General features: G+C 48.1%; 20 protein-coding genes. 18 read left to right on the plus strand and 2 right to left on the minus strand.

Going from position 1 to position 17,977, the window contains the following annotated elements; translation table 11 throughout:
• Positions 1–129: 129 nt before the first annotated feature.
• The 12 genes from obgE (at position 130) to yajC (ending at position 10,412) form a co-directional block, all read left to right on the plus strand.
• Complete coding sequence (gene obgE, locus HUG15_RS08770; protein ID WP_200128278.1) at positions 130–1,401, plus strand: GTPase ObgE; 1,272 nt, start codon at positions 130–132, stop codon at positions 1,399–1,401.
• An 11-nt stretch (positions 1,402–1,412) separates the two neighbouring features.
• Entirely contained in the window at positions 1,413–1,883 is a 471-nt protein-coding gene (locus HUG15_RS08775) for an ACT domain-containing protein (RefSeq protein ID WP_200128279.1), read from the plus strand.
• A gap of 22 nt (positions 1,884–1,905) precedes the next feature.
• Entirely contained in the window at positions 1,906–2,784 is an 879-nt protein-coding gene (pheA, locus tag HUG15_RS08780; RefSeq protein WP_200128280.1) for a prephenate dehydratase, read from the plus strand.
• A 156-nt stretch (positions 2,785–2,940) separates the two neighbouring features.
• Positions 2,941–4,083, plus strand: coding sequence for a SafA/ExsA family spore coat assembly protein (gene safA / locus HUG15_RS08785; RefSeq protein ID WP_200128281.1), 1,143 nt, complete (start codon positions 2,941–2,943; stop codon positions 4,081–4,083).
• Between the two features lie 82 nt (positions 4,084–4,165).
• Positions 4,166–4,834 (plus strand): YhcN/YlaJ family sporulation lipoprotein, encoded by a 669-nt coding sequence (locus HUG15_RS08790; RefSeq protein WP_200128282.1) that lies wholly within the window; start codon positions 4,166–4,168, stop codon positions 4,832–4,834.
• 199 nt (positions 4,835–5,033) lie between these two features.
• A complete protein-coding gene (locus tag HUG15_RS08795) occupies positions 5,034–5,762 on the plus strand; it encodes a YebC/PmpR family DNA-binding transcriptional regulator (protein WP_200128283.1) in 729 nt (242 codons plus the stop codon).
• A 308-nt stretch (positions 5,763–6,070) separates the two neighbouring features.
• On the plus strand, positions 6,071–6,673 hold the full coding sequence (gene ruvA, locus HUG15_RS08800; protein ID WP_200128284.1) for a Holliday junction branch migration protein RuvA: 603 nt from the start codon (positions 6,071–6,073) through the stop codon (positions 6,671–6,673).
• A gap of 12 nt (positions 6,674–6,685) precedes the next feature.
• Positions 6,686–7,699, plus strand: coding sequence for a Holliday junction branch migration DNA helicase RuvB (ruvB, locus tag HUG15_RS08805; protein WP_200128285.1), 1,014 nt, complete (start codon positions 6,686–6,688; stop codon positions 7,697–7,699).
• Positions 7,692–7,910: a DUF2905 domain-containing protein gene (locus HUG15_RS08810; protein WP_200128286.1), complete on the plus strand. Its 219-nt coding sequence runs from the start codon at positions 7,692–7,694 to the stop codon at positions 7,908–7,910. The genes ruvB and HUG15_RS08810 overlap by 8 nt, the downstream gene beginning before the upstream one ends.
• A 3-nt stretch (positions 7,911–7,913) precedes the next feature.
• Entirely contained in the window at positions 7,914–8,957 is a 1,044-nt protein-coding gene (gene queA / locus HUG15_RS08815) for a tRNA preQ1(34) S-adenosylmethionine ribosyltransferase-isomerase QueA (protein ID WP_200128287.1), read from the plus strand.
• Positions 8,954–10,099, plus strand: a complete 1,146-nt coding sequence (tgt, locus tag HUG15_RS08820) for a tRNA guanosine(34) transglycosylase Tgt (RefSeq protein ID WP_200128288.1) — start codon at positions 8,954–8,956, stop codon at positions 10,097–10,099. The genes queA and tgt overlap by 4 nt, the downstream gene beginning before the upstream one ends.
• Before the next feature lie 58 nt (positions 10,100–10,157).
• Complete coding sequence (gene yajC, locus HUG15_RS08825; protein ID WP_142091317.1) at positions 10,158–10,412, plus strand: preprotein translocase subunit YajC; 255 nt, start codon at positions 10,158–10,160, stop codon at positions 10,410–10,412.
• A 129-nt stretch (positions 10,413–10,541) separates the two neighbouring features.
• Here yajC and HUG15_RS08830 read toward each other — a convergent pair whose 3' ends face one another.
• Positions 10,542–10,919 carry a TIGR04086 family membrane protein gene (locus HUG15_RS08830; RefSeq protein WP_200128289.1) on the minus strand — a complete coding sequence of 126 codons (378 nt, stop codon included), beginning with the start codon at positions 10,917–10,919 and terminating at the stop codon, positions 10,542–10,544.
• 702 nt (positions 10,920–11,621) lie between these two features.
• On the opposite strand from HUG15_RS08830, the gene HUG15_RS08835 reads away from it, so the two are divergent.
• Positions 11,622–12,275, plus strand: a complete 654-nt coding sequence (locus HUG15_RS08835; RefSeq protein ID WP_200128290.1) for a DUF421 domain-containing protein — start codon at positions 11,622–11,624, stop codon at positions 12,273–12,275.
• 14 nt (positions 12,276–12,289) lie between these two features.
• Here the strand turns inward: HUG15_RS08835 and spoVB are convergent, their stop codons facing one another.
• Complete coding sequence (spoVB, locus tag HUG15_RS08840) at positions 12,290–13,843, minus strand: stage V sporulation protein B (protein ID WP_200128291.1); 1,554 nt, start codon at positions 13,841–13,843, stop codon at positions 12,290–12,292.
• A 241-nt stretch (positions 13,844–14,084) separates the two neighbouring features.
• Here spoVB and HUG15_RS08845 point away from each other — a divergent pair, with 241 nt between their 5' ends.
• The 5 genes from HUG15_RS08845 (at position 14,085) to HUG15_RS08865 (ending at position 17,968) form a co-directional block, all read left to right on the plus strand.
• Positions 14,085–14,399 carry a post-transcriptional regulator gene (locus HUG15_RS08845; protein ID WP_200128292.1) on the plus strand — a complete coding sequence of 105 codons (315 nt, stop codon included), beginning with the start codon at positions 14,085–14,087 and terminating at the stop codon, positions 14,397–14,399.
• 66 nt (positions 14,400–14,465) lie between these two features.
• Entirely contained in the window at positions 14,466–15,770 is a 1,305-nt protein-coding gene (gene secD, locus HUG15_RS08850) for a protein translocase subunit SecD (RefSeq protein ID WP_200128293.1), read from the plus strand.
• Entirely contained in the window at positions 15,760–16,704 is a 945-nt protein-coding gene (gene secF, locus HUG15_RS08855; RefSeq protein ID WP_200128905.1) for a protein translocase subunit SecF, read from the plus strand. Before secD ends, secF begins: the two co-directional genes overlap by 11 nt.
• Positions 16,705–16,736: 32 nt before the next feature.
• Positions 16,737–17,633 (plus strand): cation diffusion facilitator family transporter, encoded by an 897-nt coding sequence (locus tag HUG15_RS08860; RefSeq protein WP_200128294.1) that lies wholly within the window; start codon positions 16,737–16,739, stop codon positions 17,631–17,633.
• A 20-nt stretch (positions 17,634–17,653) separates the two neighbouring features.
• The gene (locus HUG15_RS08865) at positions 17,654–17,968 is read left to right on the plus strand and encodes a LapA family protein (RefSeq protein ID WP_200128295.1); all 315 of its coding nucleotides are present in this window, start codon (positions 17,654–17,656) and stop codon (positions 17,966–17,968) included.
• Positions 17,969–17,977: the final 9 nt, after the last annotated feature.

Raw genomic sequence — 17,977 nt, forward strand, 5'->3', positions numbered from 1 at the left:
ATAATTAAGGCTTCCACTAGAAAGATTTGATGGAAGCCTAGTTTTTCTAACTTGCGACGATTAAATATGCTATAATAAAAGGATGAGTGAATTTCGGAATATGAATGAGGCGTGTGCGGAGGTGAAGAGATGTTTACCGATTACGTTAACCTATTTATAAAATCAGGCGATGGAGGCAATGGCATGGTCGCCTTTCGCCGAGAAAAATATGTGCCTGACGGAGGACCGGCCGGAGGCGATGGAGGAAAGGGCGGAGACGTTATTTTCCGTGTGGACGAAGGCTTGCGGACGTTGATGGATTTTCGCTATCAACATCACTTTAAGGCCAAACGTGGAGAAAACGGCCGCTCGAAAAGTCAACACGGCAAAAGCGCAGAACCATTGATCGTTGACGTGCCACCGGGAACGATGATCAAGGATAAAAATACCGGGAACTTGGTTGTCGATTTAGTTGCACACAAAGAGGAATATCTCGTTGCGAAGGGCGGTCGGGGCGGACGTGGAAATAAACGGTTTGCCACCCCGGCGAATCCGGCGCCGGAGCATGCGGAGAATGGTGAGCCGGGTGTCGAACTGGAGATCACTTTGGAACTGAAGTTGCTTGCGGATGTCGGTGTCATCGGATTTCCGAGCGTAGGGAAATCCACGTTCTTATCCGTCGTCACCGCTGCAAAGCCGAAAATTGCCGATTACCCGTTTACAACCTTACACCCGAATCTAGGTGTAGTTGCGGTTGAAGATGGCCGGAGTTTTGTAATGGCGGATCTTCCGGGAATTATTGAAGGTGCCCATGAGGGCGTCGGATTGGGACATCGCTTTCTCCGTCACATTGAGCGCACGCGGGTTCTCGTGCATATGCTTGATGTATCGGGAATGAGCGGCCGTGACCCATATGAAGATTATCTAACGCTAAATCGTGAATTGCAGCAATATAACAAAGCCTTGACCGAACGTCCGCAAATCGTTGTTGCCAACAAGACGGATATGCCGGGTAGCGAAGAAACCCTCCAAAAATTGGAGGAGCAAATGGACGTTCAAATCATCCGTATTTCCACGCTGACAAAAGAAGGATTGGATGCATTAGTCAGGGAAATCGCCGATCGGTTGGATGAAGCCCCCGATCCTGAGCTGGAACAGGAAGAAGACTCGCGCGTGCTCTATCGTTATCAACCGGAGCAATCATTTGTGATCACACGTGATGATGATGGAACTTTTGTTTTATCCGGCGATCCGTTGGAACGGCGGGTGCAAATGCTTGATCTTAATCGTCCGGAATCGGCGCGCAGGTTTTCACGCACATTACGGAAAATGGGTGTGGATGAAGCTTTGCGAGCGCGTGGCGCAAAAGACGGGGATACTGTCCGCTTACTGGGCATAGAATTTGAATTCATGGATGAGTAGGGAGGCTTTTGATGACGGAAAACATCGATCATTTCTTCCTTGTCCGGGAGGATATGTTAACCGAAGCGATGCAAAAAACACTCGAGGCTAAGCGCTTGCTTGAAAATGAGCCATCGACAACGATCGGTGATGCCGTTCAAAAAGTAGGATTGAGCCGCAGCGCGTTCTATAAATATCGGGATGCCATTCTTCCGTTTCACACGATGAGCCAGGCGAAAATCATAACCCTCTCGATTCTGTTACAGGATAAATCAGGCGCGCTATCCAAGTTGTTAGGGGTTGTTGCAGAAACGCAGTCGAATGTACTTACAATCAATCAAACCATTCCTTTGCAAGGGCGTGCCAATGTAACGCTTACGGTAGATACGACGATGTTAAGTAGTGACGTCAAGAGCCTGATGCAGCGCATTAAAGAAATGAAAGCCGTTGAAAAAGTCGAATTGGTCGGCTCCGGTACCGGATCCGCAAACAAAGATAAGTGATGGAGAAAGAGTGAGGAATCATATGGAGAAGATCGCATATTTAGGGCCTGAAGGCACATTCAGTGAACTAGCGGCCACTGCCTTTACAAAATCCGCTGAACGCTTTCCATACAGAGACATTCCGAGTTGCTTACAGGCGCTTGCAAAAAATGAAGTTGACGGCGCAGCCGTCCCACTGGAAAATACGATTGAAGGATCGGTAAACATCACGCTCGACCATCTTGTGCACAAGCATGACCTCCCAATTGTCGGCGAGTTGGCAATCCCGATCGCCCAGCACTTGCTCGTGCATCCCAAAAATTCCGGTCTAAGCATGGAGGCTGTCTATTCGCATCCTCACGCCCTCGCGCAATGCCACGACTTTTTGTCAAAGCATTTGGCAGATGCCGAATGGCTGCACGCGCCGTCAACAGCTAAAGCCGCTCAAGAGATCTCCGAGGATCCGGGCTTGCATCGGGCGGTTATTGCCAATCGGTTGGCTGCGAAAAAATACGGACTAACCATAGCTGCCGAAAACATTCATGATTTTGCCAATAACCATACCCGTTTTGTGCTTCTTTCCACGAGAAATGTACAGGATACATCAATGGAGATGCGGCCGCGTGTGAATAAAAAAACGACCATCGTCGTAACGCTCCCCTCGGATTATTCCGGTGCGCTTCATCAAGTATTATCCGCATTTGCGTGGCGTAAGCTTAACCTTTCCAAAATCGAATCAAGACCGATGAAAACAGGGATCGGCCATTATTTTTTCATTATTGATATTGACCATGAATACGACGACGTATTGCTTCCCGGGGCGCTTGAAGAAATCAAAGCCATTGGTTGTGAAACACGCTTACTCGGCTCATATCCATCGGCCATCATTCATGAAGAAAATGAAATGGAATCAACTGTTTAATTGCACAAGCGGAGAAATGCCTGTATACGGCATCTCCGCTTTTTTTTCGGCATGCGCCTATGAATACTCGCCTTTTCTCTCGCATAATGTTGTATTGGATGCAGTACGGTTACGGAAGCAACAGAAGATAACCATGTGAATTGGAGGGAAAGAAACGTGAAAATCCATATTGTTCAAAAGGGCGATACATTATGGAATCTTGCCCAAAAATATGAGGTCGACTTTGAAAAGCTCAAAGGGGTGAATACACAGCTTGCAAATCCGGAAATGATCATGCCCGGAATGAAAATCAAAATCCCGGGAAAAACAGTGCCTGCAAAAAAGGAATCGGGCGTTAAGGAAAAGGAAATGGTAAAGGAAGAACAAAAGGAAAAACCTACTACACCGCCAAAAGCGGAAACACCGAAAGCGCCGAAAAAAGAAAAAGAGCCTGCCAAACCGGAAACACAACCAAAACCTGCAGTCAAGCCACCGCCTAAGCAAATGCCGGTGATGCAAGTGCCGAAAAAACAACCGGAACCCAAACCGGAAAAGGAAAAAGAAATGGAGGTGCCGCCGAAATTTCAAAAACCGACACAAGACAAAGCGAAACCTGAAGCAAAAAAACCATCCGCACCGACAATGACTCCACCCAAAGGCAAAAAAGAAATGCCGATAAAGGAAAAAGCGACAGATAAAGAAAAGGCGCCATTACCGCCGAAATTCCAAAAGCCGGTTTCACAAAAGTATAAAGAGAAAAAGGAACCGGCGCCAAAAACAGAGGAAACGGCTTATAAAAAACCGCCAATGGAGAAACCTAAATTAAAAAAGCAACCGTGTAACACATGTGGACAACCGACCGGAATGTACGCACAGTCTGCCCAGCAGCCGCCAATGCCGCCTCAATATGGAGGAGCCCAACAGGTCCCGCCTCATCTGCTGCAATATTGTTTTGTTCCGGTACAACAACAAGGCTACCCGGTCATGCCGTATCCGCAACATGGGTATAGCGGCTACGAACAGCAGCCGGAATTTCAAGAAGGATATGATCAATATTACCATTCATATGGATATGGGAATGGGAATTACGGGCAAAACAGTTTAGAACCGGGGTACGGGGCTGCACCAAACGCTATGCCTCAGTATCGTTATACAATGCCGGCGGCGCCGCCGATGCCCGTCCATCCGTATGAGCAAGTGATATATGGGTATCCTCCTGTCGTTCCCTATTACGAACCTGAACCGGCAGCGTATTATCCGTATGATCCGAGGCAATATGAGGGGCAACCCCAGGCTGAAGAAAACGAGGAGAACGAATAATTCTGGCCTATCTTCCTTCAACTGACAGGAGTAAACCCCCTTTTTTCTTCACAACTTAAAGCGTGAAGGGGGGCTATAATTTATGAAGAAGATGGCACTTTCACTGGCCGCTTTTTCAGTAATTACAGCAGGGGTAGCGGGCTGTGGAAATGCAGACGATAATGCCGCTGGCCCTGGGAATAATACCGGAATGAACCAATTGGGGAATCAACAAAACGAGCAACAAGATGTAGGTTATGCTGGCTGGGATCGAACAGATCGTGGTGATCGCGGAGAAGGCCCGATCACGGACATGTTCACCGTAGATGATCGTCAGGGACAACAGCAACAAGGCAACGGTACTGGCGGTCAAAATCAAACGATGGATCGTCCGGGTGGAATGATGAACAACAATAATAACGGCGAAAATGGCAATGGAGAACAGTCAGAAATCCAGCAAACTGTCTCAGACATGGATAATGTAGAGAATAGTCATGTCGTTGTAGATGATGACCACGTGCTTGTAGGCGTCAGAACGTCAGGCAATAATGGCGATGAAACGGTAGATAACATCCGTGAAGAATTGGAAGATGAAACGGATAAAGAGGTATATGTTTCAGATGACGAGGACATTTATGACGATATTCGTGGTGTCGAAAATGACTTGGCTGAAGGGACCGGCGAAGCTTTGGATGAAACCGGTGCAACCATTGAAGGGATTATCGAAGACCTGAGCGATGCCGCACAACGTCCGTTTGAGCGGAGCAGATAACAAAAAAGGGGCCTTAAGGGCCTCTTTTTTGCTTGCACTTTAAGAATATTTAACTTTGTTAAAGGATTAAAGTATAAGTAAAACTAAGGCTTCCCTAAAAGGACTTGGCGGAAACCAAGTTTTTCTAATGAAATGTGAACATCCCTGGAGTATAACCTTCGTACATGATATATTGTAGAATGGAGGAGGTTGTGATCAAATGGCAGGCCATTCCAAATGGAATAATATAAAACGACGGAAAGAAGCACAAGATACGAAACGTGCGAAAATCTTCACAAAACTATCCAAAGAAATATTTGCCGCTGTCCGGGCGCAAGGGGATGACCCCGCGACCAATCTTCGCTTGCGGACCGCGGTGCAGAAGGCGAAAGACGCCAATATACCAGCAAACAATATTGACCGGACGATCAAAAGAGCGAGCGGGGACAGCGGGGATGTACAATATGAACAAATAAGCTATGAAGGATATGGACCCGGAGGTGTCGCGGTTTTTGTGAAAACCTTAACGGATAACCGCAATCGCACGGTCGCGGATATTCGCCATGCTTTTTCCAGAAACGGCGGCAATCTCGGGGAAGATGGCTGTGTTTCTTTTTTATTCGCCGAAAAAGGAATCATTGTGCTAAAAAGCGAAGCATTTGATGAGGACACGGTTATGCTTGAAGCGATCGAAGCAGGTGCTGAGGATATGGAAACGGAAGACGGGCATTATTTGATCTGGACGGATGACAAGGAGCTTGAACAAGTCAGGGAAGTGCTTGCGAGTAACGGCTATCCGATCGATACCGCCGAGCAAACGATGATTCCGAGCACAACGTCAGCGCTCGAGGGAGAAAATGCTAAAAAAATGGAAGCCTTGATCGATATGCTTGAGGACAATGATGATGTGCAAGATGTTTATCATAATGGGGCGTTTACGGAAGGGTAGCCTTTGCGCGGGCATTCATGGTGTTCGAACCTGGAAAGAATGAAGTGAAAAAGTCGCCATGAAGGTGTTATGGAGCCCGAAACATTTCTCCCGAAAGCTGAATGGTCATCATGAAAGGTTCATGGCGACCAAAACGGCGAGATTTTGCTCCAAACGGTCGCCATGAAGGCGTCATGACTCCCGAACAAGTTCTGCCAAAAAGCAGACCAGTCACTATGAAACCGCCATGACGCCCGAACCGGTCCCGCCGTTTGTACCGCATATGTTAAAATGGGCATAAGTTTTTCATTGGAAATGAGGGGACATTTTTGATTGAACGGTTAAGGGGACAAGTTGTCTTTCGCGATCATGAATCCATCACGCTTGATGTTAACGGGGTTGGCTATTTAATTTATTGTGCCAATCCATTTGCATATGACATAAACGATGAAAAAGAAAGGCGCATTTATACGTATCAGCACGTACGCGAGGATGCCATTCGTTTATACGGTTTTTCCACTCGGGAAGAACGGGTGCTTTTCAGCCGGCTTTTGCAAGTGTCGGGCATCGGTCCCAAAGGCGGGCTCGCCATATTAGCTGAAGGGAATGCCGCGCTTGTCGTGCAGGCGATCGAGGAAGAAAATGAAGCGATGCTCGTCAAGTTTCCCGGCATAGGGAAAAAAACGGCGAGACAAATGATACTGGACCTTAAAGGGACCCTTGATGTTACGGTGTCAAATGAATCGGAAGCTGTTCACGTGCAAACGGTGATGCCGATGCAGTCCGGCGCTTTGCAGGAAGCGATGGAAGCGCTTCGTGCTCTCGGATACGGGGAAAAAGAAATCAAAAAATGCGAGAAAGCTTTGCAGCATGAAGAACTTGAAGCGGATGAATACGTCAGACGTTCGCTCCGCCTCATGGTTGAGCGTTAAAGGAGGGATCACATGGATGAGCGGTTAATATCCCAAGAGCGTTTGGGAGATGAGGAAGAAGAACGGGAAGAAAGTATACGCCCTCTATCTTTGGACCGTTATATTGGCCAGGAAAAGGTAAAGCGCAATTTGCAAGTGTTTATAGAAGCCGCCAAAATGAGGGAAGAAAGCCTTGACCATGTGTTATTATACGGTCCCCCCGGCCTTGGGAAGACGACACTCGCGATGATTATCGCCCATGAAATGAATGTCCATTTGCGAACGACCTCCGGTCCGGCGATTGAGCGCCCCGGCGACTTGGCTACAATTTTGACGACGTTGGAGCCGGGAGATGTTTTATTCATCGATGAGGTTCACCGCTTGCAACGGCCGGTCGAGGAAGTGTTGTATCCTGCTATGGAGGACTTTTCCATCGATATTGTCATCGGGCAAGGATCCGGGGCAAAATCTGTCCGTTTGGACTTGCCGCCATTTACGCTTGTGGGCGCAACGACACGTGCGGGACTTTTGAGCGCGCCGCTACGGGATCGGTTTGGCGTCATGAGCCGCTTGGATTTTTACAAACTGGAGGAATTGGCGGATATTATCCTGCGCACGAGTGAACTGCTCGGGGTCGGGTTGGAACAAGATGCTGCTTATGAAGTCGCGCGGCGTGCACGGGGAACCCCGCGTATCGCCAATCGGCTTTTAAGGCGTGTACGGGATTTTGCACAAGTCAATCGAGCAGAAACAGTCACCGTGCAAGAGGCGGAATCGGCTTTGGGTCACCTTGAAGTGGATCGCCTCGGGCTTGACCAAATCGACCACCGCCTTTTGAAGACGCTCGTGGATAAATTCGCAGGCGGTCCGGTCGGCATTGATACGATGGCGGCAGTCGTTGGGGAAGAAGCAGAAACGATTGAAGATGTCTATGAGCCTTATCTTTTGCAAATCGGTTTTTTGCAAAGGACACCGCGAGGGCGGGTTGTCGCTCCGTCGGCGTATGAGCATTTCGGCTGGTCGGAGAAGGGAAAATCAAATGGCTGAAATACCACGATGGCTCATTATTATCGGCATTGTGCTGATCGCGGTTGGTTTGCTATGGCAAGTGGGCGGTCGTTTTTTACCGATCGGGCGCTTGCCGGGGGATTTTTTGTTTAAAGGGGAAAATTCGACGGTGTATATTCCGGTCATGACGAGCATTATAATAAGCGTTGTGCTTTCCCTTATTTTTTTGATCATTGGAAGGTTTAGATAAACGATGGATATCGATGCATTTGATTTTGAGTTACCAGAGTCTTTGATTGCGCAAAAGCCGTTGCCGGATCGGGATGCTTCCCGTATGCTCGTCTTGGACCGGGCGACCGGAGACGTGGCCCATCGGCATTTTTCGGATATTGCTTCTTTTTTACAGCCCGGCGATTGTTTGGTGCTTAATGATACACGCGTGCTCCCGGCCAGGCTTTTTGGCGAAAAAAAAGAGACAGGCGCTAATATTGAAGTGTTGCTTTTGAACGAAGGATCTGCAGATGAATGGGAAACACTCGTGAAGCCTGCGAAACGAGTGAAAGTGGGCACGGAAATCGTTTTTGGCGATGGCCGGTTAACGGCGATTTGCATCGGCCTCAACGATCACGGGGGACGTGTGCTTCGGTTCCATTATGACGGAATTTTTATGGAGGTTCTCGATGCGCTTGGCACGATGCCGCTTCCTCCGTATATCACCGAGCAACTGGATGAACCGGAACGTTATCAGACGGTCTATGCAAAAAAACAGGGATCGGCAGCTGCGCCGACCGCCGGCCTCCATTTTACGGAAGAGCGTTTGGACGAGTTACGTGCATATGGAGTGAAAATTTGCTATATTACTTTACATGTGGGGTTAGGCACATTCCGGCCGGTATCCGTCGAACGCGTGGAAGACCATGAGATGCATGCGGAGTATTACGAGGTAAGTGCAGAGACGGCAGCGACCTTAAATGAGGCAAAAAAAAGCGGGAAAGGGATTGTCGCTTGCGGAACGACTTCTGCCCGCACGTTGGAAACGATCATGCATACATACGGGGAATTTAAACAAACAACAGGTTGGACAGATATTTTTATCTATCCGGGTTTTGATTTCCGAGGTGTGGATGGTTTGATTACAAATTTCCATTTGCCAAAATCGACGCTCATTATGCTGATTTGCGCGTTTGCGGGCAAGGAAGCGATCATGCGCGCCTATCGGGAAGCGGTTGACGAACAGTATCGGTTTTTTAGTTTTGGCGATGCGATGTACATTAGGAAAGGGGCTACTTCGGTTTGACAGCAGCCATTCGTTACGAACATTTAAAAACATGCCGGCAATCCGGGGCGAGGCTCGGCCGCGTTCATACGCCGCATGGAGTGATCGACACGCCGGTCTTTATGCCTGTTGGCACACTGGCCACTGTTAAAATGATGAGCCCCGAGGAATTGGAAGAAATGGGTGCGCAAATTATTCTCTCTAACACGTATCATTTATGGTTGCGTCCCGGAGAAGACTTGGTTAAAGAAGCAGGGGGGCTGCACAAGTTCATGAATTGGGACCGTCCCATGCTCACGGATTCCGGCGGCTTTCAAGTCTTTAGCTTAAGTAATTTGCGTGACATTGACGAGGAAGGGGTTCGGTTTCGGAATCACATCAGCGGGGAGCGGCTTTTTTTAACGCCGGAGAAAGCCGTGCACATTCAGCAAAGCCTCGGTGCGGATATTATCATGGCTTTTGATGAATGCCCGCCCTATCCCGCTTCATATGCTTATATGCGTGATTCTGTCGCGCGGACGAGCCGCTGGGCGGAACGGTGTTTAGAGGCTCAAAAGGGGAACAACGGGCGTCAAGCGTTGTTTGGCATTGTCCAGGGCGGGGAATACGAAGATTTGCGCCGTGAAAGCGCGGAGGACTTAGTCTCTATGGATTTTCCGGGCTACGCGATCGGCGGGCTTTCGGTCGGAGAACCCAAATCTGTAATGAATGAAGTGCTGGAACAGACCACCCGGTATTTGCCGTCCGGTAAACCACGGTATTTGATGGGGGTCGGTTCTGCGGATGCACTGATTGACGGGGCGATTCGCGGGGTTGACATGTTTGATTGTGTGTTGCCGACCCGAATTGGGCGTAACGGAACATGCATGACATCCGAAGGGCGAAAAGTCATTCGGAACGCGGCATTCGCACGTGACTTCCGCCCCATCGATGAAGCATGTAATTGCTATGCCTGCCGAAATTATACACGGGCATACATCCGCCATCTCATCAAAAGCAAAGAAGCATTCGGGTTTAGGCTTACCTCTTATCATAATCTCCATTTCCTGATAGAATTAATGCGGAAGGTTCGCCAAGCGATAAAAGAAGACCGTCTTCTTGATTTCCGCGCTTCTTTTTTCGAACAATATGGATTTAACCGCCCGGATGCAAAGAATTTTTAGCCAAAAAATGTACAGGCGGAAGCTTCTTGAAAGAAAATGAGAAGGGAGTGTATCAAACATGGAAGCGATTATTATGTTAGTGTTGATGTTCGCGATTGTTTATTTTCTACTTATTCGCCCACAGCAAAAGCGGCAAAAGCAGATTCGGGAAATGCATTCGAACTTGCAAAAAGGCGATGATGTGATCACGATCGGTGGGTTGCATGGCAAGATTGACGCGATTGACGAAGATAAACTCGTTTTGCTTGTGGATGAAAACCGCAAACTTACGTATGACCGTTCGGCGGTAAGGGAAGTTGTTAACCAGAACTAAAGGTTATTAAAGTGAAAAGACCGGATGTGCTCCGGTCTTTTTGTTTGGGAGGTAAGAAATTGGTTCTTTTTACCGATTTCGGCCAATCCGACCTCTGACCTCTAAAAAAGACGCGGGTAGCGTCTTTTTTTATCGAACGGAGCCGAAAAGCGAGACAGCGACCATTCCTCCGAATGAAGCGCTAACAATCGCGGCCAGAAAAACGATAATCTGGTTCAGGCTTAGGTGAATGCCGTATCCAAGGTATTGCATGAAAGCCGCGGCGCATGCAAATAATAAACCTGCACTTAGCCCGACCAACCAGCCCTTAGATCGAGACCGTAACCCCGCTGCGAACCCGCCAATTAACGTGACGACAATTGTAATTCCGATCGTTATGCCCATCATCGACTGCTCAGTCACTGAACCGAAGCGTAAAAGCGTGGCAATAATTAAGCCGGCAAATAGCACGAGCGAAAGCATGGTAATGGCCGAAGTACCAAGCGCCCGCAAAAACCGTGCTTGCATAAGATGTCCCCCTTATTCACGTATTGCTATAGCTTATGATTGAAACAAGCATCTAGAAGAGGGAATTGGATTTGTTTTGAGTAAAGCCAGGTGCATCGTTTCAATAAATAACGGGATGAGCTCCGTGGCAGTTTGGCCTCCACATTGTGGGAGAAGTCGTGCAAAAAGGTCGAACGAACCTTTATCCAATCGGCCATATGTGCATTCGATCTGCTTTCGGCGATCGTTCAGATTTTAGATCGATAGAACGCGCCCCTCGGTTTATTTTCAAAGGCCGCTCAAGTTTCAGACTGTTTGGGAACGTCACACGATTTATTGTGAACGGTTTTTAGAACTTCTGAAACACACCACTAGTTCGGACAAATGTGCTAAAGACTGGGTGAAAAATGTCCGAATGAGAGCAAAGTTCGGACATTCTTGCTACGCTGAGATTCAAAATTGTCCGAACCGTGATCTGCTTCGGACAATTAAGCGCTGAGGTTTAGCAAAACTGTCCGAAGTGGCCCTGCCTCGATAAAGTTTTTATCGATTTGGGTCGCCATGAGCAATTCATGACACCTGAACGCATGTCATTTCTTCGCTTGCAGTCCCCATAAACCGTTCCAGCTCGCCGAGTGTGTTGTCAGCCACCGAAAAAAATCATGAAGCATGCACTTTCCCTCGCTGGGCATCCTAAGAAGAATAATTGAGGTGAAGTGAGCTGTGGAAGAGTTATTTGCGCTTGCCTGGCGGACGCTTTTTTTCTATTTTTTTCTTTTAGCTGCGCTTCGTGTGATGGGAAAACGTGAAGTTGGAGAACTCACGATCCTTGATTTTATTGTTTCGATTATGATCGCTGAATTTGCGGCGATGGCCGTCCAGGAGCAATCACTTATCCAAGGCATGGTGCCGATTCTCATTTTGGCATGTATCCAGATTGGCCTCGCGTACGTGTCGCTGAAAAGCAATCGCCTTCGCGATTTGTTAGACGGTGAACCGACAATAATCATTCAAAATGGAAAAATCGATGAAGAAGCGATGCGCACCCAGCGGTATAACTTTGACGATTTATTACAGCATTTGCGCACGCAAGGCATCAGTAATTTTACCGACGTTGAATACGCTGTCTTGGAGCCGTCCGGGGATTTATCGGTGATAAAAAAAGAGCACGGGCACGACCCCAACGACATTGTTTATCCTTTGCCAATGATCATTGATGGCGATATACAACATGATCACCTGCGACAAATCGGCTTGGACGCCGGAGGGCTAATGGAAAAATTGCAGGTGCGCGGGTATATCGATGTGAAAAAAATTGCCTTGTGTGTGTCAAAGAAAAACGGTGTCCTCATTGTTGATGAAAAAGACGAACGGTAACCTTTGTAAAAAAACTAACGAAAGAAAGATTGAACGATTGGGATTCGGCTGATATTCTTAATAGGGAGGAGTCGGAACAATATTAACCCAATCATGTAAAAGACGACCGTAATCGTTAGGCTGATAACGGTTCCGATGAGCATGTCATCGGATGAAATAAACGTGCGGAATGAGTGGACGGCCACCCCCGCGGTCAATATGGTGACAAGTAGCGTGCCGGTCCAATCTTTAATTTTTAATGTGAACCCTATCGCTCTTGATACACTGATAAAATGGAGAAGCGTAACAACCATCAGGCTCGCGCAGATCGCGAGCGCCGCCCCCATGATGCCGAGTTCCGGACGAGAGGCCAAAAAGGCAATGGCAGTCATTTTAACACCTGCGCCGATGAGGCTGTTATACATAGCCGCTTTTGCCAAATTTAACGCTTGCAACACGGATTGCAAGGGCATTTGAAAATAGAGAAAGATACAAAAGGGCGCGATCATTTTTAAGTATACAGCCGCTTGTGGCGCCTCATACATAAGTGATAAGATCGGGACGGCGAATACGTACAAAATAACAATGGAAATGCCGCCGGACAGCAGGGCAATTTTCGTCGTTTGTTGCAAGCGCTTTTGAATGGTGGCATGATCGCCTTTGCTATGAGCCTCGCTGATTGCCGGCACGAGCGAGACCGATAAACTTTGCGTAATAAAAGAAGGCAGAAAAAGCAGAGGGACGACAAATCCGACCAATTCCCCGTATTGGCTCGTAGCTGTAACGGTTGCCACTCCGGCAATCGCCAAACTTTGGGCAACGAGGATCGGTTCCAAAAATTGGGAAATTGATCCGACGAGCCTGCTTCCGGTTGTGGGAAGGGCGATCGTCATTAAGTCTTTTAATGTGTTCTTTCCCCCTTCCAAAGCGGAAAGGAAGTTTCTGCGGATTTGCATCGTTTTTTTATTCTTAAACACATATATCACGTAGAGCAAAGAGGCCAGCTCACCGGCAACAACCGATATCATCGCGCCTGCGGCGGCGTACTCTACCCCCAATGGCAAAAAGATGCTCGTACAAAAGGCGACGAGGGCGATGCGGATGACTTGCTCGATCACTTGGGAAAAAGCGATCGGGCGCATGTTTTGCATTCCTTGAAAGTAGCCCCTTAATACAGCGGAGAGGGCAACAATCGGGACGATCGGGATAATGGCAAGCAGCGGATAAAGCGCGCGGGTATCCGTTAACAGAATACTCGCCAGTAATGGCGCGAGCGCGAGCATGGCGGTCGTTAAAACAGCACTTAATGTGCCGGTAACAATAAGGGAAATAACGAGTATTCTTTTTTTCCGTTCGTGTTCGCCGTGCGCTTCGGCTTCCGCAATTAATTTGGAAATGGCAACCGGGAGGCCGAGCTGGGTGAGCGTAATAATAAGCAAAAGACTGGGGACGGCCATCATATAGAGCCCCATGCCCTCTGAGCCCATCACCCGGGCCATGACAATTTTATTGATAAACCCGAGGATACGGGTGATTAAACCTGCGATAATAAGAATGAAAGCACCTGCGAAAAACGTTTGCCTTGTCATATTCGTGCCCCTTCCTCATGGCTGGCGAAATCCCGGGGATTGTCCGCCACTACATATCTATGCAAAGAGAAGGGCCAAGCATGACAAGCAATGGGATAAAGTGAAACTTCCATCAGAGGGTGGGTTTCCCTCTGATGGTTAGTTGAACGAATCGGGGTGTTAGTCGCCCGTTAACTGCCGCTTACGGGGTTGAAACGGGAGTTTTACGGGCGCTTACCACCGGGAAAAGCGAGGGGAAACCATGGCAAATGTCCAACAGTTTGAAGTATGGAAAACGGATGTAAGGCCAATACTTGAATTAAAAAAGGATGAATTTCACCTTCTCGGCCATGACAAAGCTTCAGAAGAAGATGTCTGGAGGTTGGGGATTGAGAAACTACGTAAAGAATCGGAATATACGCCTTTTTATCGATTTGTAAACGTCTTGATGCGTTTGACCGTCACGGATTACATGAATGAGAAGACGATCAATGCCTATAAAGGGACGGAAGGTTGGACGAAAGATACTGATGACGAGCTGGAAGGGGTCCTCGACGAGGTTCTCGGCAACGAATAACTACCCGCTCCCGTTAGGGAGCTTTCCATCGTTGCGACTGGCGCGGCGATTGAGGAGGGACAATGTATGGGAAAAAAATGGGGAAGAATCGGGGCATTTTTCGCCATTGTCATCGCGATCGGCATATTAATCTCGCAGACGGCATTTGATGTCGCCCGCAATACAAATCTCGGCCTTGATTTGCAAGGGGGATTTGAAGTTTTGTACGAACTCCAACCGGATGGGGAACGAGAATTAACCGAGGAAGACATCCAGGCAACCGCTTCGGCATTGAACGAACGGGTGGACGTGCTGGGCGTTTCGGAACCTTCCATTACCGTTGAAGGAGACGATCGCATACGTGTGCAGCTTCCGGGGATCGAAGACCAGGAAGAGGCCCGTGAGCTTTTGTCCACAGGAGCGGAACTATCCTTTCGCGATGTCGATGATGAGTTAATGCTAACCGGGGAAGATCTACAGCAGGGTGGGGCGAGCACCGGGTTTGATGAAGCAAATCAACCGATTGTGCAAGTGACGTTGGAAGACGGTGAATTGTTTGGAGAAATTACCACTGAATTAAGCCAACGGCCGGAACCGGAAAATTTACTCGTTATTTGGCTCGACTATGACGAAGATGAACACTCTTTCTATGAAGAAGCTAATGAGCCGGATCCGGCCTTCATTTCGGCGCCTAGGGTAAGCGAACCGCTTCCTACGGACACGGTTTCCATTGAAGGCATGGAGTCCCTTGAGGAAGCTGAATTTTTGGCGGAGATGCTTAATGCCGGTTCGCTGCCTGTTCAAATCGAGGAAATATACTCCAACACGGTCGGGGCATCCCTAGGGGAACAAGCATTGGAGCAAACATTGTTTGCAGGAATGGTCGGTGTGGCCCTCATTCTTTTGTACATGATGGCTTATTACCGTTTTATGGGCGTGATCGCGTCGCTCACACTGATGGTCTATATTTATCTGGTGATGATTCTCTTTAACTCTATTCAAGGCGTACTGACATTACCGGGTATTGCCGCTTTAATTCTCGGGGTCGGAATGGCGGTGGATGCCAATATTTTAACATATGAGCGCATTAAAGAAGAGTTAAAAGATGGAAGGTCCATGAGATCCGCGTTTAAATTGGGAAGCAGGCGTGCCCTCGGAACCATCATCGATGCCAATATAACAACGATCATCGCTGCTGCCGTTTTGTTTTATTTCGGCACGAGCGCGGTACAAGGATTTGCCGTCATGCTCATCGTCAGCATTTTGACAAGTTTTATTACCGCGGTATATGGCACACGGCTCTTGCTGGGGCTATGGATTAACAGTCGAACGTTAAATCGAAAATATTGGCTGTTTGGCGTAAAGGAGCGTGATGTTCGCCGTGGACTTTAATTTGGCCGATAAAAATGTCGATTTGATTAAACACCGAAAAACGTATTTTCTTTTTACGATTGCGATCGTGCTTGCCGGGGCTATTTTGCTGTCAACACTCGGCCTTAATTTAGGCATCGATTTTGAAAGCGGCACGCGCGTCGATCTCGTATCAGAAGAGCCGTTAACGGAAGAGGAAATCGAAAATGAGATCGCCGCTGTCGGATTGACAGCGGACGATATTACGCTTGCCGGAGAAAACAATGAACAAGCTTCCGTCCAATTTATCGGCGACCTTGATCAAGAGGAAGCACTCGAATTACAAGGACACTTTGAAGAAGCATTCGGACATGAACCGAATATGAGCACCGTTTCCCCCCAAATTGGACGAGAACTCGCCATTAATGCGCTGATTGCTACTGGATTGGCTTCGCTCGGAATCGTTATTTACGTCGCGATCCGTTTTGAATTTTTATATGGACTTGCGGCGATCACCGCGCTCCTTTATGATGCATTTTTCGTCGTTTCCGCTTTCAGTTTGTTGCAGTTGGAAATTAATATCCCTTTTATTGCAGCGGTGCTCACCGTGATCGGTTACTCGATTAATGATACGATTGTAACCTTCGACCGTATAAGGGAAAACGTTCGGAAGGAAGAGCAGGAAAAGGATATCGAGGATTTTGACCACTTGGCCGGAATTGTAAACAAAAGTTTATTGCAAACGCTCACCCGTTCGATTAACACAGTTTTAACGGTGTTGTTTGCCGCGGTGGCCATCTGGCTCTTGGGGAGTGAGGCGATCACTTCATTTGCCTTCGCAATTGTGATCGGACTCGTTGCCGGTACGTACTCCTCTCTTTTTCTGGCCGCACAACTGTGGCTCGTATGGAAAAATAAACATATGCAAAAACAAAGGGAGAAACCGGCAAAGGAAATGGAAGGAAGCGAGTCTTAAAAGAGCATGGATCCAGACAGGTCGTGATTATGATGGCAGACTTTGATGAGATACGATATAGACGAGTAAAACATGCCGCTTGGATAGGCATCATTATTAATATTGGCCTTGCCATCGTCAAGGGCATCTTCGGTGTGTTGGCTAACAGTCGGGCATTGATCGCCGATGCTGCCCACTCGGCCGCTGATGTCGTCACATCTTTTGCCGTTTTGATCGGCATTCGGGCTGCGGAACTCCCGCCTGACGAAGATCATCCTTATGGGCACGGGAAAGCGGAGTCCATTACCGCCATCATTGTGAGTGTGCTATTGTTCCTCGTCGGTTTGGAAATTGCCCTGAGCACGCTTGGGGAAATGAGAGGGGGGAGCGAGGCTCCGGGGACCATCGCCCTATATGTCATCATTGTCTCTATCATCATCAAAGAAGCGTTGTTTCGTGTCAAAGTGCGCATTGGCAAAAAGTATAACAGTGAAGCGATTATTACCGATGCCTGGCATCACCGTTCGGACGCCATTTCATCGATCGCTGCCCTTGCCGGGGTAGGCGCTTCCATTCTCGGTTCAAATTTAGATATTTACTGGCTTCTATACGGGGATTTGGTCGCGGGAGTGTTCGTTGCCGGCCTTGTCATGATCATGGCTTGGAAATTGGGCAGAGAAGCCATTCATAACGCTCTCGATCATGTTTGGCATGATGAAGATACGGCAGATTTGAAACACAAGGTGCTCGGGATTGACGGGGTACTCGGAATTGATGAGTTTCACGCTCGTCAGCATGGACATTATGTGATCATTGATATTAAAATAGCCGTAGATCCGGAAATTAGCGTCCGTGCCGGTCATGACATCGCTACGGATGTAAAGGGTTTATTAATGGAAGAAGAGAATGTACGAAATGTACTTGTTCATGTGAACCCTTACGAGGACTAATAATGGGGAGGGAAAAAGAAATGAGAGGGCAGTGGACACTCATCATGGGGCTGATTGCCGCATTGTTGATTTCGATCTTTGCAGTGATCAATGTAGAAAGTGTAACGGTCAACTTTCTTTTCGGAACAACGCAAATTCCTTTAATTCTTATCATCCTCGGTTCTGTACTCATGGGAGGGCTAGCCGTTGGCGGCGTAGGGATGCTGAAAGTGTATCGCCTGCAACAAGAAGTACGGCGTTTAAAAAGGGACAACGCGGAAGGCCGTCAGGCAAACGAACATCCGGAACCGGAACAAGATAGCAAGAATAGGGATAAGCGTAGTCCCAAAGAGTGATTGTGTTCT

Source organism: Salicibibacter cibarius, from assembly GCF_016495725.1.
Taxonomy (GTDB): Bacteria; Bacillota; Bacilli; order Bacillales; family Marinococcaceae; genus Salicibibacter; species Salicibibacter cibarius.

Excerpts from the sequence above, each read along its gene's own strand:
- obgE (WP_200128278.1), top strand. The coding sequence starts at position 130 with ATGTTTACCGATTACGTTAACCTATTTATAAAATCAGGCGATGGAGGC.
- HUG15_RS08775 (WP_200128279.1), top strand. The coding sequence starts at position 1,413 with ATGACGGAAAACATCGATCATTTCTTCCTTGTCCGGGAGGATATGTTA.
- pheA (WP_200128280.1), top strand. The coding sequence starts at position 1,906 with ATGGAGAAGATCGCATATTTAGGGCCTGAAGGCACATTCAGTGAACTA.
- HUG15_RS08790 (WP_200128282.1), top strand. The coding sequence starts at position 4,166 with ATGAAGAAGATGGCACTTTCACTGGCCGCTTTTTCAGTAATTACAGCA.
- HUG15_RS08795 (WP_200128283.1), top strand. The coding sequence starts at position 5,034 with ATGGCAGGCCATTCCAAATGGAATAATATAAAACGACGGAAAGAAGCA.
- ruvB (WP_200128285.1), top strand. The coding sequence starts at position 6,686 with ATGGATGAGCGGTTAATATCCCAAGAGCGTTTGGGAGATGAGGAAGAA.
- HUG15_RS08810 (WP_200128286.1), top strand. The coding sequence starts at position 7,692 with ATGGCTGAAATACCACGATGGCTCATTATTATCGGCATTGTGCTGATC.
- queA (WP_200128287.1), top strand. The coding sequence starts at position 7,914 with ATGGATATCGATGCATTTGATTTTGAGTTACCAGAGTCTTTGATTGCG.
- yajC (WP_142091317.1), top strand. The coding sequence starts at position 10,158 with ATGGAAGCGATTATTATGTTAGTGTTGATGTTCGCGATTGTTTATTTT.
- HUG15_RS08830 (WP_200128289.1), bottom strand. The coding sequence starts at position 10,919 with ATGCAAGCACGGTTTTTGCGGGCGCTTGGTACTTCGGCCATTACCATG.
- spoVB (WP_200128291.1), bottom strand. The coding sequence starts at position 13,843 with ATGACAAGGCAAACGTTTTTCGCAGGTGCTTTCATTCTTATTATCGCA.
- HUG15_RS08845 (WP_200128292.1), top strand. The coding sequence starts at position 14,085 with ATGGCAAATGTCCAACAGTTTGAAGTATGGAAAACGGATGTAAGGCCA.
- secD (WP_200128293.1), top strand. The coding sequence starts at position 14,466 with ATGGGAAAAAAATGGGGAAGAATCGGGGCATTTTTCGCCATTGTCATC.
- HUG15_RS08860 (WP_200128294.1), top strand. The coding sequence starts at position 16,737 with ATGGCAGACTTTGATGAGATACGATATAGACGAGTAAAACATGCCGCT.
- HUG15_RS08865 (WP_200128295.1), top strand. The coding sequence starts at position 17,654 with ATGAGAGGGCAGTGGACACTCATCATGGGGCTGATTGCCGCATTGTTG.